This is a genomic window from Hymenobacter terrigena, from assembly GCF_054776515.1.
This window is the reverse complement of record NZ_BAAHBU010000001.1, coordinates 503,966-530,958: the sequence shown is the minus strand read 5'-3', so window position 1 is coordinate 530,958 and position 26,993 is coordinate 503,966. Positions and strand designations below refer to the sequence as shown.

At 61.8% G+C, this 26,993-nt stretch carries 20 protein-coding genes and 1 other RNA gene; 14 read left to right on the top strand and 7 right to left on the bottom strand.

Annotation, left to right across the window (positions count from 1 at the left end; all coding sequences use genetic code 11):
- Positions 1–18 precede the first annotated feature (18 nt).
- From ACYU7Q_RS02065 to ACYU7Q_RS02045, 5 genes are all read left to right on the top strand, one after another.
- The gene (locus tag ACYU7Q_RS02065) at positions 19–648 is read left to right on the top strand and encodes a hypothetical protein (RefSeq protein WP_460607772.1); all 630 of its coding nucleotides are present in this window, start codon (positions 19–21) and stop codon (positions 646–648) included.
- Between the two features lie 298 nt (positions 649–946).
- The gene (locus ACYU7Q_RS02060) at positions 947–1,867 is read left to right on the top strand and encodes a metallophosphoesterase family protein (RefSeq protein WP_460607771.1); all 921 of its coding nucleotides are present in this window, start codon (positions 947–949) and stop codon (positions 1,865–1,867) included.
- Between the two features lie 84 nt (positions 1,868–1,951).
- A complete protein-coding gene (locus ACYU7Q_RS02055) occupies positions 1,952–4,129 on the top strand; it encodes an RCC1 domain-containing protein (RefSeq protein ID WP_460607770.1) in 2,178 nt (725 codons plus the stop codon).
- Positions 4,130–4,318: 189 nt separating this feature from the next.
- Positions 4,319–6,184 carry a M1 family metallopeptidase gene (locus ACYU7Q_RS02050; RefSeq protein WP_460607769.1) on the top strand — a complete coding sequence of 622 codons (1,866 nt, stop codon included), beginning with the start codon at positions 4,319–4,321 and terminating at the stop codon, positions 6,182–6,184.
- A gap of 34 nt (positions 6,185–6,218) precedes the next feature.
- A complete protein-coding gene (locus tag ACYU7Q_RS02045; RefSeq protein WP_460607768.1) occupies positions 6,219–6,701 on the top strand; it encodes a hypothetical protein in 483 nt (160 codons plus the stop codon).
- Between the two features lie 100 nt (positions 6,702–6,801).
- Here ACYU7Q_RS02045 and ACYU7Q_RS02040 read toward each other — a convergent pair whose 3' ends face one another.
- Both ACYU7Q_RS02040 and ACYU7Q_RS02035 read right to left on the bottom strand, forming a co-directional pair.
- Positions 6,802–7,224, bottom strand: coding sequence for a nuclear transport factor 2 family protein (locus ACYU7Q_RS02040; RefSeq protein ID WP_460607767.1), 423 nt, complete (start codon positions 7,222–7,224; stop codon positions 6,802–6,804).
- 181 nt (positions 7,225–7,405) lie between these two features.
- Positions 7,406–10,807: an SBBP repeat-containing protein gene (locus ACYU7Q_RS02035; RefSeq protein WP_460607766.1), complete on the bottom strand. Its 3,402-nt coding sequence runs from the start codon at positions 10,805–10,807 to the stop codon at positions 7,406–7,408.
- A 356-nt stretch (positions 10,808–11,163) separates the two neighbouring features.
- Between ACYU7Q_RS02035 and rnpB the strand changes: the two genes are divergently transcribed.
- An RNA gene (gene rnpB / locus ACYU7Q_RS02030) (RNase P RNA component class A) lies at positions 11,164–11,576 on the top strand.
- A 75-nt stretch (positions 11,577–11,651) separates the two neighbouring features.
- On the opposite strand, the gene ACYU7Q_RS02025 is transcribed toward rnpB, so the two are convergent.
- Positions 11,652–12,092: a c-type cytochrome gene (locus tag ACYU7Q_RS02025; RefSeq protein WP_460607765.1), complete on the bottom strand. Its 441-nt coding sequence runs from the start codon at positions 12,090–12,092 to the stop codon at positions 11,652–11,654.
- A gap of 8 nt (positions 12,093–12,100) precedes the next feature.
- A complete protein-coding gene (locus ACYU7Q_RS02020; protein ID WP_460607764.1) occupies positions 12,101–13,381 on the bottom strand; it encodes a PQQ-dependent sugar dehydrogenase in 1,281 nt (426 codons plus the stop codon).
- Positions 13,382–13,541: 160 nt separating this feature from the next.
- Between ACYU7Q_RS02020 and ACYU7Q_RS02015 the strand changes: the two genes are divergently transcribed.
- Entirely contained in the window at positions 13,542–14,705 is a 1,164-nt protein-coding gene (locus tag ACYU7Q_RS02015) for a sigma-54-dependent transcriptional regulator (RefSeq protein ID WP_460607763.1), read from the top strand.
- Between the two features lie 127 nt (positions 14,706–14,832).
- Here ACYU7Q_RS02015 and ACYU7Q_RS02010 read toward each other — a convergent pair whose 3' ends face one another.
- Positions 14,833–15,210, bottom strand: a complete 378-nt coding sequence (locus ACYU7Q_RS02010; protein ID WP_460607762.1) for a hypothetical protein — start codon at positions 15,208–15,210, stop codon at positions 14,833–14,835.
- A 216-nt stretch (positions 15,211–15,426) separates the two neighbouring features.
- On the bottom strand, positions 15,427–16,440 hold the full coding sequence (locus ACYU7Q_RS02005) for an acyl transferase (RefSeq protein ID WP_460607761.1): 1,014 nt from the start codon (positions 16,438–16,440) through the stop codon (positions 15,427–15,429).
- Positions 16,441–16,558: 118 nt separating this feature from the next.
- Here ACYU7Q_RS02005 and ACYU7Q_RS02000 point away from each other — a divergent pair, with 118 nt between their 5' ends.
- Complete coding sequence (locus ACYU7Q_RS02000; protein WP_460607760.1) at positions 16,559–17,137, top strand: hypothetical protein; 579 nt, start codon at positions 16,559–16,561, stop codon at positions 17,135–17,137.
- Between the two features lie 32 nt (positions 17,138–17,169).
- On the opposite strand, the gene ACYU7Q_RS01995 is transcribed toward ACYU7Q_RS02000, so the two are convergent.
- A complete protein-coding gene (locus tag ACYU7Q_RS01995; RefSeq protein ID WP_460607759.1) occupies positions 17,170–19,590 on the bottom strand; it encodes an alpha-ketoacid dehydrogenase subunit alpha/beta in 2,421 nt (806 codons plus the stop codon).
- A 244-nt stretch (positions 19,591–19,834) separates the two neighbouring features.
- On the opposite strand from ACYU7Q_RS01995, the gene ACYU7Q_RS01990 reads away from it, so the two are divergent.
- From ACYU7Q_RS01990 to ACYU7Q_RS01965, 6 genes are all read left to right on the top strand, one after another.
- Positions 19,835–20,605, top strand: coding sequence for a DUF1573 domain-containing protein (locus ACYU7Q_RS01990; RefSeq protein WP_460607758.1), 771 nt, complete (start codon positions 19,835–19,837; stop codon positions 20,603–20,605).
- Positions 20,606–20,837: 232 nt separating this feature from the next.
- On the top strand, positions 20,838–21,827 hold the full coding sequence (locus ACYU7Q_RS01985) for a sulfatase-like hydrolase/transferase (protein WP_460607757.1): 990 nt from the start codon (positions 20,838–20,840) through the stop codon (positions 21,825–21,827).
- 105 nt (positions 21,828–21,932) lie between these two features.
- Positions 21,933–23,021: a hypothetical protein gene (locus ACYU7Q_RS01980; protein WP_460607756.1), complete on the top strand. Its 1,089-nt coding sequence runs from the start codon at positions 21,933–21,935 to the stop codon at positions 23,019–23,021.
- Between the two features lie 93 nt (positions 23,022–23,114).
- Complete coding sequence (locus ACYU7Q_RS01975; protein ID WP_460607755.1) at positions 23,115–23,636, top strand: VOC family protein; 522 nt, start codon at positions 23,115–23,117, stop codon at positions 23,634–23,636.
- A 97-nt stretch (positions 23,637–23,733) separates the two neighbouring features.
- Entirely contained in the window at positions 23,734–24,861 is a 1,128-nt protein-coding gene (gene ald, locus ACYU7Q_RS01970; protein ID WP_460607754.1) for an alanine dehydrogenase, read from the top strand.
- Between the two features lie 191 nt (positions 24,862–25,052).
- Positions 25,053–26,963, top strand: coding sequence for an LTA synthase family protein (locus ACYU7Q_RS01965; RefSeq protein WP_460607753.1), 1,911 nt, complete (start codon positions 25,053–25,055; stop codon positions 26,961–26,963).
- The last annotated feature ends 30 nt before the right edge of the window (positions 26,964–26,993 follow it).

Here is a 26,993-nt window from a genome sequence, read left to right as displayed (position 1 = left end):
ACATTTTATTTCTACGAGATGCCCATTGACTGGTACCCCAGACGCGAAGCCGAGCGACGGCTTTTTCTCCAAAACTTTGTCTATGCCATCGACGAGGCCACTGAGCTGATGAAGCTGCCCAAAGACACCTTCAAAGCCGCTACCGACGGGGCGCAGGCCGAGCTAGATGCTTTCGGGCAGCGCGATACGGCCCAAAAAAACCTGGACACGGCCCAGCGCAGGCTCAACGACCAGGAGGAGCTGACTGCGGTGGCCGTGCGGGCCGGTGTGAAGCAAATCAAGAACACCATGAACGTGCCGGCCGATGTGCTCAACCTCCTGGAGCTGAACACCACCTCCGCCAAGCCGATGGACCGCGTGGCCGCCGAGGCCCCCGTGCTCAAGCCAAAGATGGACGGCATTCATCCCAGCATTGGCGGCGTGAAGAATGGCTTCGATGCCATTCAAATCTGGTGCTGCTGCACCGGCGAGAAGGAGTTTACGCCCCTGGCTACCGTCACGCACCTGCCCTATTTCGACAACCGCCCCAATGGTAACCCCGCCGTGGCCGAGCAGCGCGACTACTACGCCTACTACCTGAAGAAGAACGTGGTGGGGGGCCAGAGCGCCACCTACACCCTGCTGGTGCCCGCCGGCAGCCACGTCTAAGCCGGGCAGCTGGCCCCATTGAGCGGCTGAACCCCGCCGCTTGCCCGTATCTGCTGCCCCGAACAGGCCCGCACAGCAGTTGTGCGGGCCTGTGTTTCGTTAATGGGGGTTGGGGAAGCAACTGTAGGGGCGGGGCTTGCCCCTGCCCGTCGTTGAACGGCATCGTTGGTTTTGCGCAAACGCCCGGGCAGGGGCGAGCCCCGCCCCTACATCGTTTGGGCTTTACATTTAAGCCGAAACTACTCCAGGCTGCCCAACGGGCTGGCTCTTCCTCCTGTCATTCCTTTCCTTTTCCCCCATGTACGACCTCATCGGCGACATCCACGGCCACGCTACCGAGCTGCGGCAACTGCTCCGGCAACTCGATTATATCTCTGACACCCACGGCGTGTACCGCCACACCGGCGGCCGGCAGGTCATTTTCGTGGGCGACTTTATCGACCGCGGGCCGGCCATCCGCGAGACGCTGCAAATCGTGCGCGGCATGGTGGACGGCGGCGCGGCCCTGGCCGTGATGGGCAACCACGAGTACAACGCGCTTGCTTTCTGGAGCTTTTATCCCGGCGGCGGGCACGTGCGCCCCCACCTCCCGAACCACATCCTGCAGCACATCGAAACCATTAAGGAATTCCGCAGCAAAGAGCTTTTTGCTGAATGGCAGGAATACCTGGCGTGGTTCTACACGCTGCCGCTGTTTCTGGAGCTGCCCGGCCTGCGCGTGGTGCACGCCTGCTGGGACGCCCGCTACATTGCCTACTTGCGCGCGCAGTTGCCCGATGACCGCCTCACGCCCGAGTTCCTGCTGCGCGCCAGCCGCAAGGGCTGCGCGGAGATGGATGCCGTCGAAATCACCCTCAAAGGGCACGAAACCGCCCTGCCCGGCACCCACCATTTCTTCGACAAAGACGGCCACCGCCGCACCAAGATGCGCACCGCCTGGTGGCGCGACCCGGCCACCTCTACTTACAACGACTATTTCCTCGAGCCCATCGAGGCGCTGGCCGGCCAGCCCGTAGATGTAGCCGCCCTTCCCAACGCCAGCTACTACCAGGACGAAACGCCCGTTTTCTTCGGCCATTACTGGCTGCGCGGCGAGCCCCGGCTGCTCACGCCCCACTCCGTGTGCCTCGACTACAGTGTGGCCCGGGGCGGCGAGCTGGTGGGCTACCGCTGGCACGGCGAGCAGGTGCTCACACCCGCCGGCCTGGTGCGGGCGTGAGCCGGCGGGGTGCCCCGGCACGGCCGGAGGAATATATTTAGGGCCGATTGTGCCCTTCCCCTTCATTTCTTTTTTCTCTTCCTGATGCCCGACAACTCCCCCGCCGCCAAGCCACTGCTACGCGCCCTGCCCCTGCTGCCCACGGGCGCATTCTACGCCGCCGCCGGCCGGTATCACTCGCTGGCCATTCGGGCCGAGGGTTCGCTCTGGGCCTGGGGCGGCAACAGCTACGGCCAGCTCGGCGACGGCACCACCACCCCGCGCAACGGCCCCGTTCGGGTAGGCCAGGACAACGACTGGCGCAGTGTGGCCGCCGGCCCCGGTCATAGCCTGGCCATCCGCACCGACGGCACCCTCTGGGCCTGGGGTCAGAACAGCTATTGTCAACTAGGCGACGGTACCAGCGAAACCCGCCACCGGCCCGTGCAAATCGGCACCGCCACCGACTGGCAGTGCGTGAGCGCCGGCGACAGCCATTCGGTGGGTGTGCGCGCCAACGGCACCCTCTGGGCCTGGGGCTACAACGAGCACGACTTCCTGGGCGAGTTGGGCCCGGACAACACCATCTGCCACCAGGCCCCCACCCAGGTCGGCACCGACACCCGCTGGCGCAGCGTGAGCGCCGGCCTGCGCCACACCCTGGCCGTGCGCACCGACGACGAGGTATTTGCCTGGGGCTATAATGAGCAGGGCCAGCTGGGCGACGGCACCACCGAGCTACGCCTGCGCCCCGTCAGCCTCGGGGCCGTGCGGATGCGCACTGTGAGCGCCGGCACCCACCACAGCATGGGCGTCAGCGCGGACGGCTCGCTCTGGGGCTGGGGCAACAACGGCTGCGGCCAGCTCGGAGACGACAACCCGAACGACCGCCTCACCCCCACCCGCGTGGGCACGGGCAGCAGCTGGAAAAATGTGAGTGCCGGCGAACTGCATACCCTGGCCCTGAGCAGCGAATCCGGCGATACGCCCCGCAGCGGCCATCTCTACGCCTTCGGGCTAAACCAAACCGGCCAGCTTGGCGACGGCAGCACCGAAATGCGCTACGCCCCCGTGCGCGTGGACTCGGCCAATGACTGGGATGCGCAGGGGTTCGGTGCCGGGGCCAGCCACTCGGTGGCGCTGCGGTCCTACGGCCAGATTTGGGCCTGGGGCTACAACGACCAGGGCCAGGTGGGGCACCGCAGCCTGGGCGCGCACGCTAACCCTATTCCTCTGCAAGTGGGCAAGGACCGCAACTGGCGCAGCGTGAGCGCCGGCGGCATGCACACGCTGGCCATCCGCACCGACGGCACCCTCTGGGCCTGGGGCAACAACGGCTACGGCCAGCTCGGCGACGGCACCATCACCGACCGGACCGAGCCGGTGCAGATTACCCGCTACGGCGGCTGGCGCACCGTGCTGGCCGGCATGGCCCACAGCCTGGCCCTGCGCGATGACGGCACCCTCCACGCTTGGGGGGCCAACTTTTCGGGCCAGCTCGGGGTGGGCCAACTGCTAAAGGACTGCTTCTGGCCGACCGCCATCAACAACGAGATGCGGTGGCAGTCGGTGAGCGCCGGCCCCTCGCACACCCTGGCCGTGCGCGACGACGGCACCCTCTGGGCCTGGGGCGAAAACGAGCGGCACGAGCTCGGCATCGGCAGCGTTGACCCCTACTTCGAGCCCCGGCAGGTGGGCCGCGACAGCCACTGGCGCAGTGTCAGCGCCAGCGTTGCCAGCAGCCTAGCCCTGCGCACCGACGGCAGCCTCTGGGGCTGGGGCGAAAATCCGCAGGCCCAGCCCGACCCCGCCCCGAACTACCCCACGCCCACCGCCCTCGCCCCCGGCCAAACCTGGCAGGCCGCCTACGCCGGCAACGGCCAGCTCCTGGCCCTGCGCCCCGATGGCAGCCTCTGGATGTGGGGCCAGCCCCCCGCCGGCCCCTACACCGAGGCTCCGCACGAGCTGCGTCAACTACCCGCCCCGGCCACCGGCGGCTGGCGCAGCATCAGCTTGGGCACCACCCACGCGCAGGCCCTCGACACCAACGGCACCCTCTACGGCTGGGGCTACAACAGCTCCGGCCAGCTCTGCGACGGCACCACCGACGCGCGCCAGCAGCCCGCCGTGGTGTTTCGCGGCCAGCAGTGGCAGTCGGTTGGCGCGGGCAGCAGTCACTCCGCCGCCGTGCGCGACGACGGCACCCTCTGGATGTGGGGAGGCAACGAAGCCGGCCAGTTAGGCCTGACGGTGATGAGCGCCGTGCCGCTCCAGGTGTTCTAGGACTGAATGATGTAGAGCCGGGGCCTGCCCCCGCCCGCCGGTCGCACTGTTTCGACGATTCCGTTCCACGACGGGCGGGGGCAGGCCCCGCCTCTGCATCGTGCGGGCTGCTATCCGGTCTTTCGCCTTGCCCACCGTTCTTTTGTGCTTTGGCGGCGCTGCCGTCGCTTCTTCTGCTTCTTCCCCTTCATGCGTTTCCTCCCCTTTGCCCTGCTACTGCTGGCCGGCCCTGCCCTGGCCCAGCGCCCGCTGCCCTTGCCGCGCAATCTGCAAGCCCCCTACACCAAAGGCACCCGCGCCGAAACCGGCGCGCCCGGCCCCCGCTACTGGCAAAACACCGCCGATTACGACCTGGCCGTGAATTTCAACCCCGGCACCCGCCTCGTGTCCGGCACGGTCGACATCAAGTACATCAACAACAGCCCCGATTCGCTCCGGCAAATCTGGTTCAAGCTCTACCCCAACCTCTACCAGAAAGGCGCCCCCCGCAGCCGCGCCATCGCCCCGGAGGATGTGAGCGACGGCGTTAAAATATTCAACCTCACCATCAACGGCGAAACCTTCGATGTGAGCAAATTGAACCCCGATGCCACCAATATGCCCGTGACGCTACGCCGCGCCCTCAAGGCGCACCAGGTGGCCACGGTGCGCGCCACCTATGCCTACACCCTCAACAAAGGCTCGCACCAGCGCACCGGCGAGATTGAGCCCGGAGCCGATTTCGTGGCTTATTTCTTCCCGCGCATCGCCGTGTACGACGACCTCGACGGCTGGAACAAGGTGCCTTACACCGGCGACCAGGAATTCTACAACGACTTCGCCAATTTCAAAGCCGCCATCACGGTACCCAAAAACTTCGTGGTCTGGGCCACCGGCGACCTCACCAACGCCCCCGAAGTCCTCGCTCCCAAATACGCGCAGCGCCTGCGCGACGCCGAGCAGCAGGACGCCGTGGTGAGCATCATCGGCGAGGACGACGCCAAGCGGCGTGACATCACCGCCCAGGCCGACCAGAACACCTGGCGCTTCGAGGCGAAAAACGTGACGGACTTCGTCTTCGCCACCGCCGACCATTACGTGTGGCAGAGCACCAGCCTGGTGGTAGACCCCGCCACCAAGCGCCGCACCCGCGTCGATGCCGCCTACAATCCCAAGCACGAGGACTACAAGGAAGTCATCAATTTCAGCCGCAAAACGGTGGAGGCCATGAGCTACACCTTCCCCCGCTGGCCCTTCCCCTACGCCCACGAAACCGTGTTCGACGGGCTGGACCAGATGGAGTACCCCATGATGGTGAACGACAACCCCACCGCCACCCGCGAGGACGCCATCACCCTCACCGACCACGAAATCTTCCACACGATGTTCCCGTTCTACATGGGCATCAACGAAACCAAGTACGGCTGGATGGACGAGGGCTGGGCCACCATCGGCGAGTGGCTGATTTCGGGCATCATCGACCCCAAGCTCGACGACGACTACGGCGTGGCCCGCTACGCCCAAAACGCCGCCTCCGAAAACGACCTGCCCATCACCACGCTCAGCACCCAGCAGACGGGCATGCCCTTCTTCCTCAACTCCTACCCCAAGCCCGGCATGGGCTACCTCTACGTGAAGGATATGCTCGGCGACAAGCTCTTCACGCAGGCGCTGCACACCTACATCACCAACTGGAACGGCAAGCACCCCATGCCCTACGACTTCTTCAACAGCATGAACACCGGCGCGGGTCGCAACCTCAACTGGTTCTGGCAGCGCTGGTTCTTCGATGATGGCTATCCGGACCTGGCCATCGCCCGCGTCACAAAAAGCGCCGCCGGCGGCTACGACATCCAGGTGCAGGCCAAGGGCAACAAGCCCGTCCCCGTCGACCTCACCATCACCTTCGCCGACAACACCACCCAGAAAATTCACCGCAGCATCGCCGTTTGGGAAACGGGGGCCAATTCCATCACCGTACCCGTCCCCACCAAGCAGCCCCTGAAGCACGTGACGCTGGGCAGCACCCTCGTGCCGGACAGCAACCCGAAGGATAATGTGTGGGAGGGGAAGTAGTGGCTATATTTAGCCTTCTACTTCAAATAGCTATATGCAAAACAGTGACAATTCGTTGTTTTTCGGCGGCCTTCCTATTCGCAGAAGAGACTTGCTTCCCTGGTGGATAAAAGCATTCTGCTGGCTATTTATGCTCATGGGGGCAGTTGCCGTTATTTGCTTGCTTGCTGGGCTGCTGGGCTATCCAGCTAATTTGTCGTTCTACGGATTTGAAACAACGGCTCCCCTGTCTCAAATTGGCCTTTTGCTCATTGCCGTGATGCTTTTCAAAGGCTATAGCGCTTATCAGCTATGGTTTGAGAAAGATAGGGGCATTGCCATTGCGCGGGCAGATGCCATTATTGGCGTGGGCCTGTGCATTGTTTCAATGTTTGCAATGCCTTTTTTCCAGGACGACTTTAAGCTTTCATTTCGGCTTGAACTGGTTTTGATTTTCTTTTACTGGTATAGATTAAATAAAATTGCAGACGCTTGGGCAGCAGCAGCCTCATCCAGCAGCGTACCTCTGCCGCAGTGAGGTGACCCATCACCGCGGCAGAGGTACGCTGCTGGATGAGGAAAGTCCGGGCAACGCGGTGCTCTGGCACCACCAAATCGTGAGCCGTGGCTCTCGCAACTTACATCGCCAGTTGGCTGCTGCTCTGGAAGGCCTGCGCTACCGCCGCCGTATCCGTGTAGACCTGGAAGCGCGACACTTTCCCGTCCCGCATCTGAAAGACGTGGGCCCATTCTTCTTCTTCGGAGTGGCCCGTGGCCCGAACCTGGCCTTTGCCGTAGCCCAGCGCCACCAGCTTATCGCCGTGCGCGATGAATTCCACCGGCTCGAAGCGTTCGAATTCCATGGCCTCGTGCAGTTTGGTGAAGAACGTGGCCACCTCTTCCTTGCCGCGGTACACGCCGGCATACGGAATGCCCTGCGCCGCGCCGGGAATAATAAACTCAACATCGTCGGTGTACAGCTTCAGCAAGTTGGGGATATCGCCCTTGCCAAACAGCTCGTATCCGCTTTGCACTATCTGGGTGTTCTGTTGCTCATTCATGGCCGTGAGATGGATAAAAGTGAAGGGTTGCTACACAGCTCATCTCTTCCCGCAACCCCATCGGCAACAGACGCTTTTTGCGGCCGGGGCGGCGCTCACGACTAGCGTTCAGCTCGCCTCTGCTGCTACCTAAATATACCGATTTCCCTACTTATTTCCCAGAGCGCGGGCGTCTTCATGCTTACTCGCGCGCCAGGCGCAGGCGGGCTTGGCCCTGGGTGCTGTTCAGCAGCAGGTAGTAGATGCCGCCGCTTCCCATCTGTCGGGAAAGGTCCAGCTCCACCGCCGCGCCGGCGGTGTTGGCGGGCAGCAGGCCGGTTCCCACCTGCTGGCCCAGCGCCGACACCAGGGCGTACGCCACCGGGCCCTGTAACCCCTCGGACAACACCAGCGTGAACCGGCCGGTGGCCGAGGGATTGGGGTAAGCCTGCACTTGGAAAGCCCCCAGGGGTTCGGCTTGCGGCTGGCTGGCGGTTGCCAGGCGAGCGACTGGTGGCGCACCGATTTGCTGCCACAGCTCAACGCCAGAAAAGTTGGCCCAGCCGCTGCCGGAGGTGGTGAACCGAATGCTGCCGGCCGCGGCAAGCGTGACCGGGTAAGGCCCGAGCTTGGCCCAGGTGCCGGCCGGGCCGCTGTTGTAGTTGGCCCGCACCACCTGCCCGTTCAGGCTCAGGCTATACACTTCCGGGTTATTGTCTTCCCACACGTAGAGGTAGGCCATGTAGGTGCCGGCCGGCACGGCCGATAGCGTCAGTTTCAGGTTGGGGCCGTAAACCGAGGCCCGAATCATGCCCGCCCGGGCCGCGTCGGTGGCTGGCACCAAGGGCACGTTCTGGCTCTGGAAGCTTGCCCCATTGGTAGAATAGTTGGGGGCCGTGCTGCCGGCCCAGGCATGGCCGTCCAGGGTCAGGGCCGGGCCGTTTAGGTTGATGGCCCGGTAAAAGGCATAGGTGTTGTCCAGCGCCTGGCTGTATTTCAGGGTAAGAAAGTCGGGGCCGTTGACGGCCCCGGTGCTGCTGCCGGTCACCAGCACGTTGCCGCTATTGTCCACGGCCAAACCTATGGGTCTGAGGATTTCATTCCTTTTTCCCCATGCAGCCGAACCATCCAGGCTATTGTAACGCACGGTGAAGGTTCCGGTTGAAGCTGTATTGAGGCTGTTGCCCGTGACGTAGACGCCGCCGCTGTTATCCACGGCAATAGCGCAGGGCTCGTCGTAACCGTTGCTCGGGCCATTGTACGTGCTGACCCAGCTCTGCGCCCCGGTGGCTGCGGCGTAGCGCATCGTGGTATAGTCACCGTGGTTGGCACCGAAACTGTCGGTACGGCCCGTGACGTAAACCCCACCGGCATTGTCCACGGCTATTGCGCTGGCCAAATCGTCACCGTTAGCGGGGCTGTTGTAGCGGCTGGCCCAGCTTTGCGCCCCGGTAGCGGCGGCGTAGCGCACCGTAGCCATGTCTTTATCTGATATCCCGGTGACGTAGACGCCGCCGCCGTTTACAGCGATGCCATAGGCCGCATCGTCGCCGTTGGCAGGGCTATTGTAGCGGCTGGCCCAAGTTTGCACGCCCGTGGCGGCGGCGTAGCGCACCGTGGCGTAGTCGTTATCGTAGAGTACGCCGTTATTGCTTAGGCCCGTGACGTAGACGCCGCCGCTGTTGTCCACGGCGATGGCAAAGGCTTGGTCATAGCTATTGGCGGGACCATTATAGCGACTGGCCCAGGTTTGCACGCCCGTGGCCGCCGCGTAGCGCACCGTGGCAAAGTCCCGGCTTGCGCCATTGGTTGAGCCCGTGACGTAGACGCCGCCGCTATTGTCCACGGCAATGGCCCGGGGCCTGTCGTCGCCGTTGTCGGGGGCGTTGTAGAAGCTGACCCAGCTCTGCGCGCCCGTGGCAGCATCGTAGCGCAGCGTTACATAGTCACCACCAGGGGTGCCGTAGAGGTTGTTATAGCCCGTGACGTACACCCCACCGGCATTATCTACCGCAATAGCACTGGCTTGCCCGCCACTGTACTCGCTCACCCAGAGCTGTTGGCCGGCGGGCGAATACTTTACCGTTACCACCCTGATACTGCCCACTGTATTACCGCTGGATGTTCCGGTCACGTAGCTGTTCCCGGCGTTATCAACCGCTATCGACTTCGCCAGGTCCCACAGACTGGCGGCCCCGGAATATGCATCCGACCACCCGGCCGCGCCGGTAGCGGCCTGGATTTTTACCGTGTAAAGGATTGGGCTGGCCCAAGGCGGCTGGCTGCTGCCTGTGACGTAGACGCCCCCGGCGTCTACCGCCAGGGCGCGGGCCTGGTCGTCGCTGCCGCTGGCCGGGCCGCTGTTGCGGCTCACCCAGCTTTGCGCGCCCGTGGCCGCCGCGTAGCGCACCGTGGCATAGTCATTATCCGAAACACCGGGGCTGATGCCCGCGACGTACACCCCGCCGCTGTTATCCACCGCAATGGTGCGGGCGTCGTCGTTGCCATTAGCCGGGCCATTGTACGTGCTGGCCCAGCTTTGTGCCCCCGTGACCGCGGCATAGCGAATGGTCACGTAGTCCCCGTTTTTGGTCCCCGTCACGTATACGCCGCCGGTGTTGTCCGCCGCAACGGCCTGGGCGCTGCTGCCGGAGTAGGTGCTCACCCAGTTCTCGGCTCCGGTAGCCGCGGCGTAGCGCACCGTGGCCTGGCCGCCATGGCCGGTGCCCGTGACGTAAACCCCGCCACTGTTGTCCACCGCGATGGCGCTAACATCGCTAAAATTGTACGTGCTGGTACTTACAATGGGGTTGTAGGTATTGGCCCAATCCTCGGCGCCCGTGACGGCGTCGTAGCACACCGTGTCGTAGTAGCGTTGGAGGACGGTGGTAGGGTTGTCGCGACTGGTCCCGGTGACGTAGACCCTGCCGGCGTTGTCTACCGCAATGGCTCGGGCGCCGGAGAAAGTGCCGTGTATCCTGGCCCAACTCTCGGCTCCGGTGGCCGCGTCATAGCGCACAGTACTGTAGACACTCGCTCTGGCCCGGGAACTGGTGCCCGTGACGTAAACGCCGCCGACATTATCTACGGCGATGGCAATGGGGTTGTCCCGGCCTATGGTGGGGTCGCCGTAGGGGGCGTTGAAGGTGCGGGCCCAGCTTTGCGTTCCCGTGGCGTCGTCGTAGCGCACGGTCAGGTAGTCGGTATAGGAGTAGGTGTCTATCACGGTGCCCGTGATGTAGACGCCGCCGGTATTGTCCACCGCAATGGCCCGGGCACTGCCACCAGCGTAGGTGCGTACCCAGAGCTTTTCGCCGGTGGGCGAATACTTTATCGTCACCATTTTCGAGACCGTCGCGCCACTGTCCAGCGCCGTGCTGGTGACGTAGCTGTTGCCGGCATGGTCCACCGCTATCGAAATGGGTTCGCCGGGAAGAATGGGGGCTCCGGCCGACATGCGCCCCTGGCCATTGTAGTACGCGGCCCATTCCTCCGTGGCCTGCTGCGCCCGCAGCGCCGGGGCCATAAGGAAGCAGCAGCAAATCAGCAGCAAACGCGTGCAAACCGTGCCGACATAAAAGCGGGAGTAGGAAGTATCAGCCATATGGAAAGGGGAAAAAGTGGCACAAGCAGCCCTGCCCCTCCCGTGAGAGGGGGCCGAGGGGAAGGGGCAGCGCGAACAACTCACAGCCACACCAGGAATGGGAATCGACTTTACTGCCGGGGCCGGTGGGGGAACGGGTACCCGGGGGGTAATGGGCAGGGCTGATAAGCGTAGCCGTCGCGTCAGTACAATTGTAAATGTATATATTTAATTTATAATTGCAATAATTTAATTTGATTACCCCGCGAAACTTTCTGAATGGGCCTCTTTCGAGCAGAAACAAGCCCCGAATGTCCTTTCAGGTCATTCGGGGCACGTATACTTCCATTCCGGCGGCGTGCGTACCTTTGCCCGCAGTGATGGGTCGCCTCACCGCGGCGCTTTCGGGCGACGAGGAAAGTCCGGGCAACGCAGAGCACCTTGCTTCCTAACGGGAAGGACTGGCAAGCATAATGCGAACCAGGACAGCGAGTGCCACAGAAAATTACCGCCTACGTGCCAGCCTTCGGGCCGGTGCCGGTAAGGGTGAAAAGGTGCGGTAAGAGCGCACCAGCGGGCGGGCAATCGTCCCGGCTGGGTAAACCTCAGGGGTTGAAAGACCAAATAAGCTGGTACGCGGCAAGCTGCGCAAGTAGCTTGCCGCACCGGGCGGCTCGTCCGGCGCCAGCGGGTAGGTTGATGGAGCCTTTCCGCGAGGACTGGCCTAGATAAATGGTGAGGCAGTGGCTTCGGCCACGGACAAAACCCGGCTTACAGACCCATCACCTCACATCAAAAAGGCCACTCCCGTGCGGGAGTGGCCTTTTTTGTTTCCAAGCGTCGGGGCTGCCCCGTAGCCCAGGTGCTACTTCTTATTGGTGGCCCGCACGGCTTTCACCTCGGCCGCGGTCACGGCGCTGGCTTTGTTGCCGAAGCTATTGCGCACGTAGGTGAGCACGTCGGCCATTTGCTGGTCGGTGAGGTAGGCCTGCGAGGGCATCACGCCGTGGTATTCCTCGCCGTTGATGTCCTCGCCTTTCAGGCCATTGACCAATACACTTATCAGCCGGGTTTTGTCGCCCAGCACGTAGTCGGTTTTGGCCAGGGGCGGGTTCATGCCCTCCACGCCGAGGCCGTCGGCTTGGTGGCAGGTGAGGCAGTATTGGGTGTAAATGGACTTGCCCTTGAGTACCCCGGCCGAGGCAGCGGGCGCTTTGGCGGCAGTTTTGGCGGCCGGTTTTTTCTGGGCGAAGGCCGGGGCGCTGGTCAGAGCCAGCAGGGCTAGAATGGCAAAAGACTTCTTCACGAACACGCTTATTTCTGGTTGTACACAATGCGGTAGATAGTGCCGGCCTTGTCGTCGCTCACGTAGAGCGAGCCGTCCGGGCCCTGGGCCAGGCCGCAGGGTTTGTGGTCGGCGCGGCCGCTGGCCACCTTCTCCGGAGAGCCGGCGAAGTTGTCGGCAAACACTTCCCACTGGCCGCTCGGCTTGCCGTTTTTGAAGGGCTGAAACACCACGTAATAGCCTTTCTGGGGCTCCGGGGCGCGGTTCCAGGAGCCGTGGAAGGCGATGAATGCGCCGTTGCGGTACTTCTCCGGAAACATGGTGCCGGTGTAGAACAGCAGGCCGTCGGGGGCGGTGTGGGCGGGATAGGCGGCGGTGGGCTCCAGGTACTTGGGGTCGGCCAGCTTCTTGCCGTCGCCACCATACTCGGGGGCCAGTATTTTCTTGTGCGTCAGGCCGTCGTAGTACAGGAAAGGCCAGCCGGCATTGGCTCCTTTGGTGATTTCGTAGAGGCACTCGGCCGGCAGTTCGGCCGACTGCTTGGTGGTGTACATCTCGGGGAAGATGTCGTGGAGCTGGTCGCGGCCGTGCTGCATCACGAAAAGCTGGTTGTTCTGCGTGTTCCAGTCGAGGCCCACCACGTTGCGCAGGCCGGTGGCGTAGCGCGTACCCGAGCCATACGTCTGCCCCGCCTTATCGGCCCGGAACTGCCAGATGCCGCCCGCCGAATCCAGAATCGGGCAGTTCTGCCGGCCCATCGAGCCCTTCTCGCGGTCCTTCACCTGGCAGGAGTTCGAGTAAGCCCCGATGTTCACGTAAATATTCCCAGCATTGTCCAGCACAATGGATTTGCTTTCGTGCTCGCCCCGGTTCAGCAGGCCCGACACGATTTTCTCGGGCTGCGTGGGGTTGGTCACCTCCCCTTTCGCGTCCAGCTTATAGCGGTACACGTCCTCATCCGAAGACGCGTAGAGATAGCCGCCCTTGGCGTAAATCCCCGTACCGCCGTAGCTCCCGAAACCACCCGAAACGGTGGCCTTGCCAGTGGCGTTAGGCTTCAACTCCAGAATGCCCTTGCCGTCTTTCGGCTTATTGAGTTTCACATAAATATTGCCCTGCGGCGTCACGGTGAGGTGTCGGGCGCGGCCGCCGGTTTCGGCCACCACCAGCGCCCCGAAGCCGGCGGGCAGCTTCAGGCCGGCATTATTAGGGTCGGGGGCGAGGGCGGGCCGGCTGGTAAGCGAGTAGAGGCTGAAGCTGCCAGCCAGCGCCGCCGTGAGCAGCAGCGGACGGGTTATGATGTTTTTCATGCGGGGAATTTGGGTTGGATTGAGCGAAGGTAAAGCGGTTTGCAGACCGGTGTAGCAACGACTGACCGCAATTGTTGTTTACTAGGCCCTTAAACTCCAAGCGCCGCTTTTCGTTACCTTCGCTGCTTTCTGTTTGCATTCCATCCGTATTCCGCCCCGCATGCCCCGCATCCTCATCATCGACGACGAAAAAGCCATCCGCAACACGCTGAAGGAGATTCTGGAATTTGAGAACTACAAAGTCGACCAGGCCGAAGACGGCCCCGCCGGCCTCGACCTGCTCATCCAGCAGAAATACGACGTGGTGCTCTGCGACATCCGCATGCCCAAAATGGACGGCCTCGAAGTGCTAACCCGCGCCCAGGCCATGGGCACCGACGCCGCCTTCATCATGGTCTCGGCCCACGGCAGCATCGACACGGCCGTGGAAGCCACCAAAAAAGGCGCCTACGACTTCCTGCCCAAGCCCCCCGACCTCAACCGCCTGCTCGTCACCGTCCGCAACGCCCTCGACCGCACCAAGCTCGTCACCGAAACCAAGACGCTCAAAAAGAAGCTCTCCGTCACCAAAGGCTCAGAAATGGTAGGCTCCTCGGCCGCCCTCGGGGCCGTGCGCAAAGCCATTGAAAAGGTCGCTCCCACCGATGCCCGCGTCCTCATCACCGGCCCCAACGGCGCCGGCAAGGAGATGGTGGCCCGCCAGCTCCACGAGCTCAGCAACCGCGCCAGCGGCCCGCTGGTGGAAGTAAACTGCGCCGCCATCCCGTCGGAGCTGATTGAAAGCGAGCTGTTCGGCCACGAAAAAGGCTCCTTCACCTCGGCCGTGAAGCAGCGCATCGGCAAGTTCGAGCAGGCCGACGGCGGCACCCTCTTCCTCGACGAAATCGGGGACATGAGCCTCTCGGCCCAGGCCAAAGTGCTGCGGGCATTGCAGGAAAGTAAAATCACCCGCGTGGGCGGCGAAAAGGAGATTTCAGTAAACGTACGCGTCCTCGCCGCCACCAACAAAGACCTGCTCCAGGAAATCGCCGACAAGAACTTCCGCGAAGACCTCTACCACCGCCTCTCGGTGATTCTGATTCAGGTTCCTTCGCTGAATGACCGCCGCGAAGACATCCCCGAGTTGATTCAAAAGTTCCTCAACGACATCGCCGCCGACTACGGCAACAAGCCCAAGAAAATTGATGCCGCCGCGCTGGAATACCTCAAAGGCCTGGACTGGCGCGGCAATATCCGCGAGCTGCGCAACGTGGTGGAGCGCCTCGTAATTATGAGTGACGACACTATTTCGGAAGGCGACGCGAAAGCATTTGCGGGAAAATGAAAGACAACACAAACATACTGTGACTAAAAAAGCAGCGCCAGAATCAAACGATTCTGGCGCTGCTTTTTTAGTCACCAATAGCCTACCGCTCGGCTGTATATCAGCATTTAAAAATTCGCTATCAACATTATCTATAGTTATCAAAATTTAGTTTTGTTGGCAAGTAGAAGGTTCCACTAAATCTTTGCTTAAACCTGTCAATTCCATTTTCAAAATGAATTGCACCCGTCGAAGCATAAACAAACCCCGATTTAGCTACTGCATTGTCTTTAAGTTTTATATCCAACAAAATATGACTGGGCTTAATTAAAAGCCCACCCGCAAATTTAGCTTGTTTGAGCTCCAATTTTAGAGCCGTTAATTCTTTCATTGTCAAAGTATGTTTCCCATTATTGTTTGTCACTTTAATACTCGCAATATTTTCTATTGGGTAAATCGAATCTAGCATTTCTATTTTGTCCTTTTTAGCAGTGTCAGACTTTGTTTGTTGTTGAGCAAAAGTCATAGATGCTGTCAAACCAAATATTAATATTAGCAAAACCCTCATTTTTAAAGCTGTTTAACGGTACGTCAATAGAAAAGTAAATATCACTACTTAAATCAGTGGTCAGTTGTAATTGCCACTAACACTTGGGTTTCCAAAAATCTAAAGGTTGCAAGACTAAGCTACTATGTAGTCAGCTTTGCGAAGCTAAGGTAATGCACTTTATTCCGCTGATATTTACACCATCTGATTGCACCCCCGCACGTCCGAATTATCCATCCGTCCCAGCACTTCAAAACTTCCGTCTGGGTGCATGCGCGCCAAGTCCTTCGTCTCGATGAAAGCGCAGGAATCGATATTAGCCAAATCAATCACATTGATGGCCCCATCGGGTCTATCACCAATCGAAAAAGGGTCCGACGGGTCGCGCAGCAGCACTCGTAGCGGCGCGGGGCAGTGGAACCGGCCATCGCCGAGCGAATAGGCTTGGCTCAGCAATTCCGTCATGCCGTACTCGGAATGAATGCCGGCCGGGCCAAACGCCTGCTGCAATTCCGCGTGCAGTTCTTCCCGAATCATCTCGCGGCGGCGGCCCTTCATGCCGCCGGTTTCGAGCACGGTGAGGCCTTGCAGCTCCGGCACGGGGCCAGCTTCCAGGGCGAAATCCAGCAGCGCATAGCTCACGCCGATGAGCATGACGCGACGGCCCGCCACCTGCTTGGCCTCGGCCAGCGCGGTGCGCAGGGCGGCGTGGTCGTGCAGGAAAAAGGCCGGCTGCTTCTGCCCCGACTGCTGCGCGAAATAGTCCACCATCGCCACCAGCGAGGAATTGCCTTGCTCCAGGTACGACGGCAGCAGCGCCAGAAACGTCCAGCCCGTGAGTGGGCCGTAGTATTGCTCGAAGATACGGGCGGCGTTTTCGCGGTACAGCGCGGGCTCGCGCACGAGGTGGCGGCTGCGCTGCTGGAGCGTGGTGCCGCTGCTGAGAAAAACCTCCTGCGCTTCCCAGCCGGTCGGTCCGTGCCCGGCAGGGTCGGTGCGCACTTCGTGGGTCTTGAAAAACTCAATGGGCAGGAACGGAATATCCGTAAGTCGGGCTACAGTGGCGGGGTCGCGGCCTAGCTGCGCGAGGTAGGCGGCGTAGGGCGGGCAGTGCACAGCCTGGTGCCGGAACAGCGCCAGCGCCGCTGCCTCGAATGTCGCGGCCGTAATGGAAGGTAGGCGGGATAGAAAATCGGAACGGAAACTCATGAGCAGATAACCATATTAGCGGGTGCCACCGAACCAACGAGGTTGGCTATTCGTTGGGAAGAACGTACTTTGGGGCCGTTTCGGCCGTTGTGCTCCTGACTTCTCACTTCCTGTCTTTATGAACCTGTTTCGTACCCTGCGCGGAGTTGCCTTCTTTAGTCTGGCCGGGGCGGGCCTCAGCGGCTGCCTCAGCGCCCCTAATTACTCAAACACACCCGAAATTGAGTTTAAGGAGGTTAGAGTTACCCGAATTGCGGCCACGAACACTGATAATCTGGAGTTCGTGCTGGGCTTTCGTGATGGCGACGGCGACCTGGGCCTCGACCCCGAAGACCTCAACACCCCGCCATTCAACTCCACCACTGGCGGTCATAACGGCAAAGGCTATGGCTTGAATTATTTCATCCAACCCTACAAGAAAAATCCGGTTACCGGGAATTTCGAGTTTTTCGTGACCCCGGCCCCCTTTGGCAAGGTTGGTGAGTACGATAGCCGTTACCCGCGGCTCACCGGGGCCGATGGCCGCCCGGCCCCGCTGCGGGGCGAGCTGCGCTACCTCCTGCCCCTCGTCACCGATGGCGACGCTACGCACCCGGGGGTTCTCAATGTCGGCGACGTGTTCCGATTCGAAATCAGCATCCTGGACCGCGGCCTGCACGAGAGCAACAAAATCACCACCAGCGAAGTGACGCTGTAGGCCGACTCGCAAGCCGGCCTACCGTCAATTACCTAATAGATAGCCGGGAACTGCTCCGGCGCGTCCTCACTCATCATCTCGTAGATGGTGTCGAACACGTCCTCGGCATTGGGCTTGCTGAAGTAGTCGCCGTCGGAGCTATAGGCCGGGCGATGGGCCTGCGCGGCCAGGCAGCGCGGCTGCGCGTCGAGGAAGCGGTAGGCTTGCTGCTCGTCCAGCACCTGTTGCATCATGAAGGCGGTGCCGCCGCCGGGCACGTCCTCGTCGGTAAATAGCACGCGGTTGGTTTTCTGGAGGCTGTCGGCGATGAGGTGGTCAGTGTCGAAGGGCAGCAGCGTTTGCACGTCGATAACTTCGACGGAAATGCCCACGTCGGCCAGCTGCTTAGCGGCGTCCATCACAATGCGGCACATCGAGCCGTAGGTGACCACCGTTACGTCCGTGCCTTTTTTTAGTACTTCGGGGCGGCCCAGCGGCAGGGTGAATTCGCCCACGTTGCTGGGCGTTTTTTCCTTGAGGCGGTAGCCGTTCAGGCACTCAATCACGATGGCGGGCTCGTCGCTGCGCAATAGCGTGTTGTAGAAGCCGGCGGCCTGCACCATGTTGCGCGGCACGCACAAATGAATGCCCCGGATGCTGCCCAGAATCATCTGCATGGGCGAGCCCGAGTGCCACACGCCTTCCAGCCGGTGCCCGCGGGTGCGCACGATGAGCGGGGCCTTCTGGCCGCCCTTGGTGCGGTACTGTAGGCAGGCCAGGTCGTCGCTCAGAATCTGGATGGCATACAGCAGATAGTCAAGGTACTGGATTTCGGTGATGGGCCGCAGACCGCGTAACGCAGCGCCAATCCCTTGCCCCACAATGGTGCACTCGCGGATACCGGTATCGGTTACGCGCAGCTCGCCAAACTTGTCCTGCAAACCGGCAAAAGCCTGGTTCACATCGCCAATCTTGCCCACGTCCTCGCCGATGGCGAAGATTTTGGGGTCGCGCTGGAAGTTGGCGTCGAAGCACGCCTGCAGCACTTCGCGGCCGTCCACCACGGGCGCATCGGCGGCGTAGGTGGCGGGCACTTCTTCGATATTGCCCACCGCCAGCTCGCTCTGACTGAAAAGGTTGGAGTTGTAGCGGTCGGCATTTTCGGCCAGCAGCTGCTCCAGGTGGCGCTGCACCGAACGCCGGGCGAAGCTGCGCTTCTCGTTGCGCACGGCGCGCAACACGCGGCGCAGGGTCCGCACAATGTCGGCCCGGATGGGCGTGGGGTTGGTTTTCAGTTGCTCCACCTGCTCGTGCAGCGTGTTTTCGGTGCCGGTGTCGGCCACCAGCTTTTCGAGCAGGGCCACGGCTTCGTCTCGCTCGGCTTTAATGGGGTCGAAGAACGCAGCCCAGGCGGCCGTGCGGGCCGTTTTGATGACGGCGGCGGCATTTTTCTCGATTTCGTCCAGCTCCATCTCGGTGGCATGGCCCTCGGCCAGCAGCCATTCGCGCAGCTTGTGCAGGCAGTCGTGGTCTTCCTCCCAGGTCAGGCGCTCCTTGCTTTTGTAGCGCTCGTGCGAGCCGCTGGTGCTGTGGCCCTGCGGCTGCGTGAGTTCCGTGACGTGGATGAGCACGGGCACGTGCTGCTCGCGGCACACGGCGGCGGCGCGCTGGTAGGTGTCCACCAAAGCAGCGTAGTCCCAGCCGCGCACCACGTAAATCTCGAAGCCCGACTGGCCTTCGCCGTCGCGCTGCAAGCCCATCATGATGTCGCTGATGCTCTGCTTGGTGGTCTGGTACTCAGCCGGTACAGAGATGCCATAATGGTCGTCCCACACGCTCACCAGCATGGGCACCTGCAGCACGCCGGCCGCATTCAGCGCCTCAAAAAACATGCCTTCCGAGGTGCTGGCGTTGCCGATGGTGCCAAAAGCCACCTCGTTGCCGTTGGTCGAAAGGGTGTCGAACTGGTGCAGCTCGGGGTTCTGGCGGAACAGCTTGGAGGCGTAGGCCAGGCCCAGTAGGCGGGGCATCTGGCCGGCGGTGGGCGAGATATCGGCCGAGGAATTTTTGGTGTGGGCGAGGTCGGTCAGGTTGCCGTCTTCGTCCAGCATGCGGGTGGCGAAGTGGCCGTTCATGGCGCGGCCGGCCGTGGCGGGCTCGGCTTCCACGTCGGGGTTGGCGTAAAGCTGGGCGAAATACTGCTCCCAGGTAAGCTGGCCGATGGCGGCCATAAACGTCTGGTCGCGGTAGTAGCCGGCGCGGAAATCGCCGTTCTGGAAGGCCCGGGCCATGGCCAGCTGCGGCACTTCCTTGCCATCGCCGAAGATGCCAAACTTGGCCTTGCCCATGAATACTTCTTTGCGGCCGGCCAGCGAGGCGTGGCGGCTTTCCCAAGCCAGGCGGTAATCGGTGAGGAAGTCGGCCTTGGTGAGGGGCGCGGCTAGCGCGGGCACGGCGGTTTCGGCTGCGGACATATAATAAGGGTCAGGATACGTGGGAATTTTGGAGCGGAAGAGGCGGCCGGCCGGGGCCGTGGTGCAAAAATACGGAATCGGGACCGGGTGGGTGGCGTGGCAGGGTTTGGCCGTATATTTGGGGTGCGGTGGTAACCGGTATTCCGTGCTGATTGTCAGCCCGGCACTGTTGCCACCGGCTTTGTTTTTCTACTTCAAAACCGCCCGCCCCGGCTTTTGATTGCCGGCTTAGGGTTTAGAAATCATGAAGAAACTTCTTACTATTTGCCTGCTGGCGTTGGCCGGCGCGGCCCACGCCCAGGGCGTGATGCAGTTTGCCACCGACAACCACGATTTCGGCAACGTGCCCGAAGGCACGATGGCGACCTACGAGTTCAAGTTCAAAAACACCGGCAATCAGCCCGTTATCATTGCCAACGTGCAGGCCAGCTGCGGCTGCACCACCCCGGACTGGACCAAAACCCCGGTCCTGCCCGGCAAGATGGGCGTCATCAAAGCCATGTACAGCAGCGCCGGCCGCCCCGGCGTATTCAACAAGACGGTAACCGTGACCAGCAACGCCACCGAGGCCAGCAAGGTCCTCAGCATCAAAGGCACGGTGCTCACCAAAGACCAGATTAAGCCTACGCTTACGCCCGCCCAGCTGGCCGCCTCGCCACACCTCGTGCTGGACCGCAGCACCCACGATTTTGGCAAAATGGAAGCCGGCCAGCAGCCCATTGCCCGCTTCACGGTACGCAACACCGGCAAAACCGAGCTGGTGCTCGGCGCGCTCTCGTCGGGCTGCTACTGCGTGGGCTACAAAAACAACCCCGCCCCCATCGCGCCCGGCCAGAGCGAAGTGGTGGAGCTGCTCTACAGCCAGCGCCAGCTCGGGCAGGTGAGCGACGCCGTGACCATCACCTCCAACGACGTGAGCGGCGATGCCAAAATCACGCTCAAGGCCAACATCGTACGCGACCTCAGCGGCAACAGCATGGTGAAGGAAAGCGGCACGGCCGTTCCGTTTAAATAAGCACGGGTTTCCAGCTAGCCTATAAACGGGCTCCGGCAACGGCCAGCACCATACAGTGCTGGCCCGTTGTCGGAGCCCGTTGCTATTTCAGGGAGGACTGGTCCAGCTGCTTCAAATTGGAGAGCTAGAGCCTTTCGTGCTTTTAGCTGGACTGCCGCAGGCTGGTTCTTTTCAATAGATTACATTAAATATATTATAATGTATATTTATATGTTTTATTTCAATAAGCGCCATGGCTTTCTTTGCACCTGCTGGGCGGCGAAGCCCCTTCCTCACAGCCACTGGCTGGCTGAAGTATGTGCTGGGCGGGGTGCTACTGCTGCTCTTCGCCGTGGGTGGGGCACCGGGCCCGACTAAAAAGGGCCTGCGCACCAAAAACGTCATCATTGTCGTCATCGATGGCCCCCGCTACTCTGAGACGTGGGGCAACATTCCGGGCAATATTCCCAACATGTCGACCACGCTCAAGGCCCGGGGCGTGTTCTTTCCTACATTTTATAACAACGGGTACACCTACACCAACTCTGGGCACACCGCCCTGACTACGGGCATCAACCAGCCCATTGATAACTACGATAAAGAGTTTCCGCAGCAGCCCTCCATCTTTCAGCTCTGGCGCAAGGCCACCGGCAAGCCTGCCACCGCCGCCTGGCTCATCACCAGCAAGGACAAGCTCTACATCCTGGCCAATACCCTCAACCCCGAGTGGAAGGACCAGTACCCCCCTTCCGTCGACTGCGGCATCAGCGGCCCGGGTACCGGCTACCGCCCTGATTCCCTGACACTCATAGCCGTCAAGCGCATTCTGACGCAGTATCAGCCCAACCTGGTGCTCATCAATTTTATGGAGCCCGACGGCTTTGCCCACGCCGGCAACTGGCCCAACTATATCCGGGGAATTAACCGCGACGACCGGTATGTGATGCAGCTCTACGAGTTTCTGCAGAAGAGCAAAGCCTATCGCAACAACACGGCGCTGTTCGTGACCAACGACCACGGCCGCCACCTCGACACCGTGCCCCCGGGCTGGACCGAGCACGGCGATGGCTGCGAGGGCTGCCGCCACATCAGCCTGCTGGCCCTGGGGCCGGATTTCAAAAAAGGCCGCATTGTGAAGGATACCTGCACCTTGGTCGACGTGCCGTCCACCGTGGCCTACATGCTGGGCATTCCCTTCACCCAGGGCCAAGGCAAGTCGATTGACGCGCTGTTTAAGCGTTGATAATCATGCGTGCTTGGTCCGTTTCGGGCTGAGCCATCATTGCTCGGTTGATTGCATCGCCGGGCCGGTTGTCTTTAAAGGGCCGCCTCGCGCCGGCCCGCTGCCGTGATGATTTCGCTGCTGTTGGTTCTGGTATGTTACGGCCTGCGGCTTGGGCAGCCGGCGTTGGCACCGGCTGGCTGGCCGGCGCAGGAGCGGGCATACGCTACCAATAACCCCTTCTTTATCAGCGAAGAAATCGTCGAGCTAACGCTTTCGCTGCCGCTGGAGCAGGTCTTGAAGGACCGCGGCGCCAGTCCTGGCCTTCACCCGGCGCTGCTCTCCTACCGCGATGCCAACGCCACCCCGCAAACGCTGGCCGTGCAGGTACAGGTGCGCGGCAACCGACGCAAAGACCCCGGCGTGTGTGACTTCCCGCCGCTGCTGGTAAAGTTTCCGCCGCCCAACGGGCCGAACCCCTTTTTCGGGCCCGTTGCCGAGCTGAAACTGACCACCCACTGCCTATCCGACGACTATACGCTGCGGGAATACCTGGTGTACAAACTCTACAACGTACTGACCGACATGAGCTACCGGGTCCGGCTGTGCCGCATCACCTACCGCGACAATAGCGGCCGGGCCAGTACGTCGGTGCACTACGGCTTCTTTCTGGAAAACACCGAGGCCCTGGCGCGGCGCAACCAGGCCACGGTGGTACCCAAGCCCTTGTCCATCGGCATGAACAACCTGGACCAACCGGCTACGGCCACGATGGTCGTGTTTCAGTACATGATTGGCAACACGGATTGGTCGGTGCTTTACCGGCACAACATCCGGCTGCTTGCCCGCAGCCTCAGCACCCCACCAATCCCGGTGGCGTACGATTTCGATTACAGCGGGCTGGTGATGGCCCCCTACGCCGTACCGCCCGAGCAGCTCGGCATCACGTCGGTGCGGCAGCGCCTGTTTCGCGGGTTTGACTTCCCGCCGGAGACGTATGCTGCCGTCCGGGACCTTTTCAATGCCCGGCGCGCCGCGCTCTACAACGTGTACCTGGCCTGCCCCTACCTCCACCGCAATGAGCAGGAATTCGCTACCCACTTTTTAGATGAGTTTTACAAAACCCTCAACGACCCGAAAGATTTTGAGCGCCGCATTGTGCGGGTGGGGCGGCAAAATGAGAAGAAGTACACCCAAATCAGGGGCTTCGATTGATTAGAAGCTCTGCCAATTTGGCGGGGCTTTCTTTGGAACGATTTTGGATTAATGTTGGTACATTAATTCATCAATTACCCGCTTCATCATATCATGGCAAACGAAACCAGCAGCGCCGCTCCCGTAGCCAGCGCCCCCTACGTGGTCCCGGCGCAGACCCGCATCGGCCACATCCATTTGCAGGTCACCGACATCGACAAAGCCCTGGGCTTTTACCGCGACATTCTGGGCTTCCAGGTGATGCAGCGTTTTGGCAATCAGGTGGCGTTTATCTCGGCCGGCGGCTACCACCACCACATTGGGCTCAACACCTGGAACAGCCTGGGCGGGCCGCCCGCCCGCAAGCACGGCGCGGGGCTGTACCACACCGCCATTCTCTACGCTACGCGGGCGGAGCTGGCCGGCGCGCTGCGGCAGCTGGCAAACGCCAATTACCCCATTACCGGCTCGGCCGACCACGGCGTGTCGGAAGCCATTTACCTCGACGACCCCGACGGCAACGGCGTGGAGCTGTACTGGGACCGGCCGCGCGAGCAGTGGCCGCTGGCCCCCAACGGCGACGTGCAGATGTACACCCGCGCCCTGGACCTGAATGCGCTGCTGGCGGAAGCGTAAGCTGAACCAAATCTTGGCGTACCGGGTACTACCCCCGCGCCCTATCTTTGCGGCTCGAAAGCTCACCTCCCCACTCCCATCACTTCCCCCTTCGCTCATGATTATTGGCGTTCCTAAGGAGATTAAAAACAATGAAAACCGCGTGGGCCTCACGCCCGCCGGCGTAGCCGAACTGCGCAAGCACGGCCACAACGTGCTGGTGCAACACACCGCCGGCGAAGGCTCGGGCTTCTCGGACGAGGAGTACCAGACGGCCGGCGCGACCATCCTGCCCACCATTGCCGACGTGTACGGGCAGGCCGAGATGATTATCAAAGTGAAGGAGCCGATTGCCGAGGAGTATCCGCTCATCAAGGAGAACCAGCTGCTGTTCACGTACTTCCACTTCGCCAGCGGCGAGGAGCTGACCCACGCCATGATTGAGCGCAAGGCCATTTGCCTGGCGTATGAGACGGTGGAGCTCAGCAACCGCGCTCTGCCCCTGCTCATTCCGATGAGCGAAGTGGCCGGCCGCATGGCCCCGCAGGAAGGCGCCAAGTACCTGGAGAAACCCCTGAAAGGCCGTGGCATTCTGCTCGGCGGCGTGCCCGGCGTGAAGCCTGCGCACGTGCTGGTGCTGGGTGCCGGCATCGTAGGCACGCAGGCCGCGAAAGTGGCCGCCGGCCTCGGCGCGCAGGTTACCATCATGGACATCAGCCTGAACCGTCTGCGCGAGCTTGACGACTTCATGCCCAAAAACGTGGTGACGCAGTACTCGAACGAGTACAACATCCGCGAAGCCATCAAAACCGCTGACCTGATTGTGGGCGCGGTGCTGATTCCGGGCGCGAAGGCCCCGCACCTCATCACCCGCGACATGCTGAAGACCATGCGTCCCGGCACTGTGGTGGTTGACGTTGCTGTGGACCAGGGCGGTTGCATCGAAACCTGCCACCCCACCACCCACGAAAACCCGACCTTTATCATCGACGACGTGGTGCATTACTGCGTGGCCAATATGCCCGGCGCGGTGCCCTACACCTCGACCCTGGCCCTGACCAACGCCACCCTGCCCTACGCCGTGAAACTGGCCAACCAAGGCTGGCAGGAAGCCTGCCGCCGCGACGAGGCCCTGCGCCTCGGCCTGAACGTGGTGCACGGCGAGGTGGTCTACAAAGGCGTAGCCGAAGCCTGGGGCCTGCCCCTGGTGAACGTGGAAACAGTGCTGGAGCTGGCTGCCGTATAGGCAGTTGCTCAGTGCGCTACGCACAGTTGTTTTAAGACAGAAGGTCTTTCCAGCGCACGCATTGGGAAGGCCTTCTGCTTTTTAAAAGTAAACGGTTACGCAACCCGGCTGGCTTCTTCGCACCTTTCCTGAGTTGGACCGGTTGCGGTTTTCGCCCGCTGGTATTTCTGATTTCTCACGCCATTCTGCTCTTGGTTCCCTCTCCTGCCATCCGCCTGCTGCTGCGCCGCTTTGCGCTGCTAATGGCCGTTTATACGCTGCTCCGCCTGGGTTTTTACTGCTTGAATCTGGTCACGTTCCGGGGCATTGCGCCGGGAGCGGTGGCGCATGCATTCGTGCACGGGCTGCGGTTTGATGTGGCCGCCCTGCTGTGGCTGAATTTGCCGCTGGTACTGCTTTCGCTGCTGGTGCCGGTGGAGGCGCGGCGCGGGCAGCAGTGGCTGCGCGCGCTATTTGTGCTGCTGAACGTGCCGGGCTTCCTGCTCAACATCATTGATTGGGAATACTTTAAGTTCATCGGACGGCGGCTGAGCAATGAGTGGAGCACCATTGGCGACGACATTGCCCGGCAGGCCGGTCAGATTGGCTTGCACTACTGGTACCTGGCCATTCCGCTGGCGGGGCTGGTGTATGTGCTGTGGCGGCTGTGCCCCATGCCCACGCCAGCCGAGCAGGTTGCTTCGGCCGGCCGCTGGGGCTGGGTGCAGCGCGCCGCGGAGTTCATGCTGGTGGTGGGCCTGGTGGTGCTGGGCCTGCGCGGCGGCTGGCAGCTCAAGCCGCTGCGTACCGGCATTGCCTTCGAACAGCAGCCCGCCGTGCTCGGCCACCTGGCCTTGAACAGCACGTTCACGGTGCTGAAGTCTTTTGATGAAGTGCAGATTGACCGGGTAGGATATTTCCCCACCGCCACGGCGCTGCGGCCGGCCCTGAACGCCGCCCCGCTGCCCGCCCGGGCCGCCGCGCCCACCCCGCCCGACAACGTGGTGGTGCTGTTGATGGAAAGCTTTGGGTCGGAGTACAACGGCGTTGAAAACGGCGGCAAGGGCAGCTTCACGCCCTTTTTTGATTCACTGGCCGTGGCTCCCGGGGCGCGGCTCATGCGCGACAATTACGCCAACGGCCGCCGCTCCATCGAGGCGCTGCCGGCCGTGCTGGCGGGCCTGCCTTCGCTGATGGATGAGCCGTTTATCACCTCCAGCTTCCAGACGGCGGAGCTGCACGGGCTGGGCGAAATCCTGGGCCGCCACGGCTACACCACGGCCATGTTCCACGCCGGCTCCAACGGCACCATGGGCTTCGATATGTTTTCCGGCATCGCCGGCATGCAGCATTATTACGGCCTGAATGAGTACCCCGGCGGCGCCGCCAGCCCCGACTATGACGGCCACTGGGGCATTTTCGATGAGCCCTATCTGCAATACTTCAACCGCAAGCTCACGGCCACCAAGGAGCCCTTTCTGGCCGCTGTGTTCACGCTCAGCTCGCACGAGCCGTTCTCACTGCCCGCCAAGTACCAAGGAAAATTCCTGGTAGGCACGCAGCCCATTCACCCCACCATTGCTTACGCGGACCTGGCGCTGCGGCGGTTTTTCGCGGCGGCCAGCCGGGAGCCGTGGTACGCGCACACGCTGTTCGTGCTCACGGCCGACCACACGTCGCAGTCGGACCGCGCCGGTTACCAAAACCCGCTGGGCGTCCACAAAACGCCGCTGCTGTTCTTCCGCCCGGGCCAGCCGCTGCCGGCCGCCAACCCGCACCGCATCAGCGAGCAGGTGGACGTGCCCGCCTCGGTGCTCGATGTGCTGGGCCTGGCGCAGGAGCAGCCGGCGCTGCTGCCCTTTGGCTCGTCGGTGTTCGATGCGGCTAGCCCGGGCCGGGCCGTGTTCCGCGACGGCGACTCCTACTACCTCGTGCATTCCGACTTCGTGGCCGAGCTGACTAACAGGAACGAAGTGCGCCTCTACCCCTACCAGACCCATTTCATTCCCAACGAACCCGTGGCTAATCCCAACCCGGCATTGGTGAAAAAATACGGCAATGAGCTCCGCGCATGCGTGCAGTTCTACGTGAATGGGCTGCTGGATAACCGGCTGTACAAGTAATAGCTACAAGTTGCCTGGCAAATTCAATTT

Coding starts and splice junctions, on each gene's coding strand:
- ACYU7Q_RS02010 (WP_460607762.1), bottom strand. CDS start 15,210: ATGACTTTTGCTCAACAACAAACAAAGTCTGACACTGCTAAAAAGGAC.
- ACYU7Q_RS02055 (WP_460607770.1), top strand. CDS start 1,952: ATGCCCGACAACTCCCCCGCCGCCAAGCCACTGCTACGCGCCCTGCCC.
- ACYU7Q_RS02040 (WP_460607767.1), bottom strand. CDS start 7,224: ATGAATGAGCAACAGAACACCCAGATAGTGCAAAGCGGATACGAGCTG.
- ACYU7Q_RS01975 (WP_460607755.1), top strand. CDS start 23,115: ATGGCAAACGAAACCAGCAGCGCCGCTCCCGTAGCCAGCGCCCCCTAC.
- ald (WP_460607754.1), top strand. CDS start 23,734: ATGATTATTGGCGTTCCTAAGGAGATTAAAAACAATGAAAACCGCGTG.
- ACYU7Q_RS02060 (WP_460607771.1), top strand. CDS start 947: ATGTACGACCTCATCGGCGACATCCACGGCCACGCTACCGAGCTGCGG.
- ACYU7Q_RS02015 (WP_460607763.1), top strand. CDS start 13,542: ATGCCCCGCATCCTCATCATCGACGACGAAAAAGCCATCCGCAACACG.
- ACYU7Q_RS02020 (WP_460607764.1), bottom strand. CDS start 13,381: ATGAAAAACATCATAACCCGTCCGCTGCTGCTCACGGCGGCGCTGGCT.
- ACYU7Q_RS01985 (WP_460607757.1), top strand. CDS start 20,838: ATGGCTTTCTTTGCACCTGCTGGGCGGCGAAGCCCCTTCCTCACAGCC.
- ACYU7Q_RS01995 (WP_460607759.1), bottom strand. CDS start 19,590: ATGTCCGCAGCCGAAACCGCCGTGCCCGCGCTAGCCGCGCCCCTCACC.
- ACYU7Q_RS02000 (WP_460607760.1), top strand. CDS start 16,559: ATGAACCTGTTTCGTACCCTGCGCGGAGTTGCCTTCTTTAGTCTGGCC.
- ACYU7Q_RS02035 (WP_460607766.1), bottom strand. CDS start 10,807: ATGGCTGATACTTCCTACTCCCGCTTTTATGTCGGCACGGTTTGCACG.
- ACYU7Q_RS02050 (WP_460607769.1), top strand. CDS start 4,319: ATGCGTTTCCTCCCCTTTGCCCTGCTACTGCTGGCCGGCCCTGCCCTG.
- ACYU7Q_RS02005 (WP_460607761.1), bottom strand. CDS start 16,440: ATGAGTTTCCGTTCCGATTTTCTATCCCGCCTACCTTCCATTACGGCC.
- ACYU7Q_RS02065 (WP_460607772.1), top strand. CDS start 19: ATGCCCATTGACTGGTACCCCAGACGCGAAGCCGAGCGACGGCTTTTT.
- ACYU7Q_RS01990 (WP_460607758.1), top strand. CDS start 19,835: ATGAAGAAACTTCTTACTATTTGCCTGCTGGCGTTGGCCGGCGCGGCC.
- ACYU7Q_RS02045 (WP_460607768.1), top strand. CDS start 6,219: ATGCAAAACAGTGACAATTCGTTGTTTTTCGGCGGCCTTCCTATTCGC.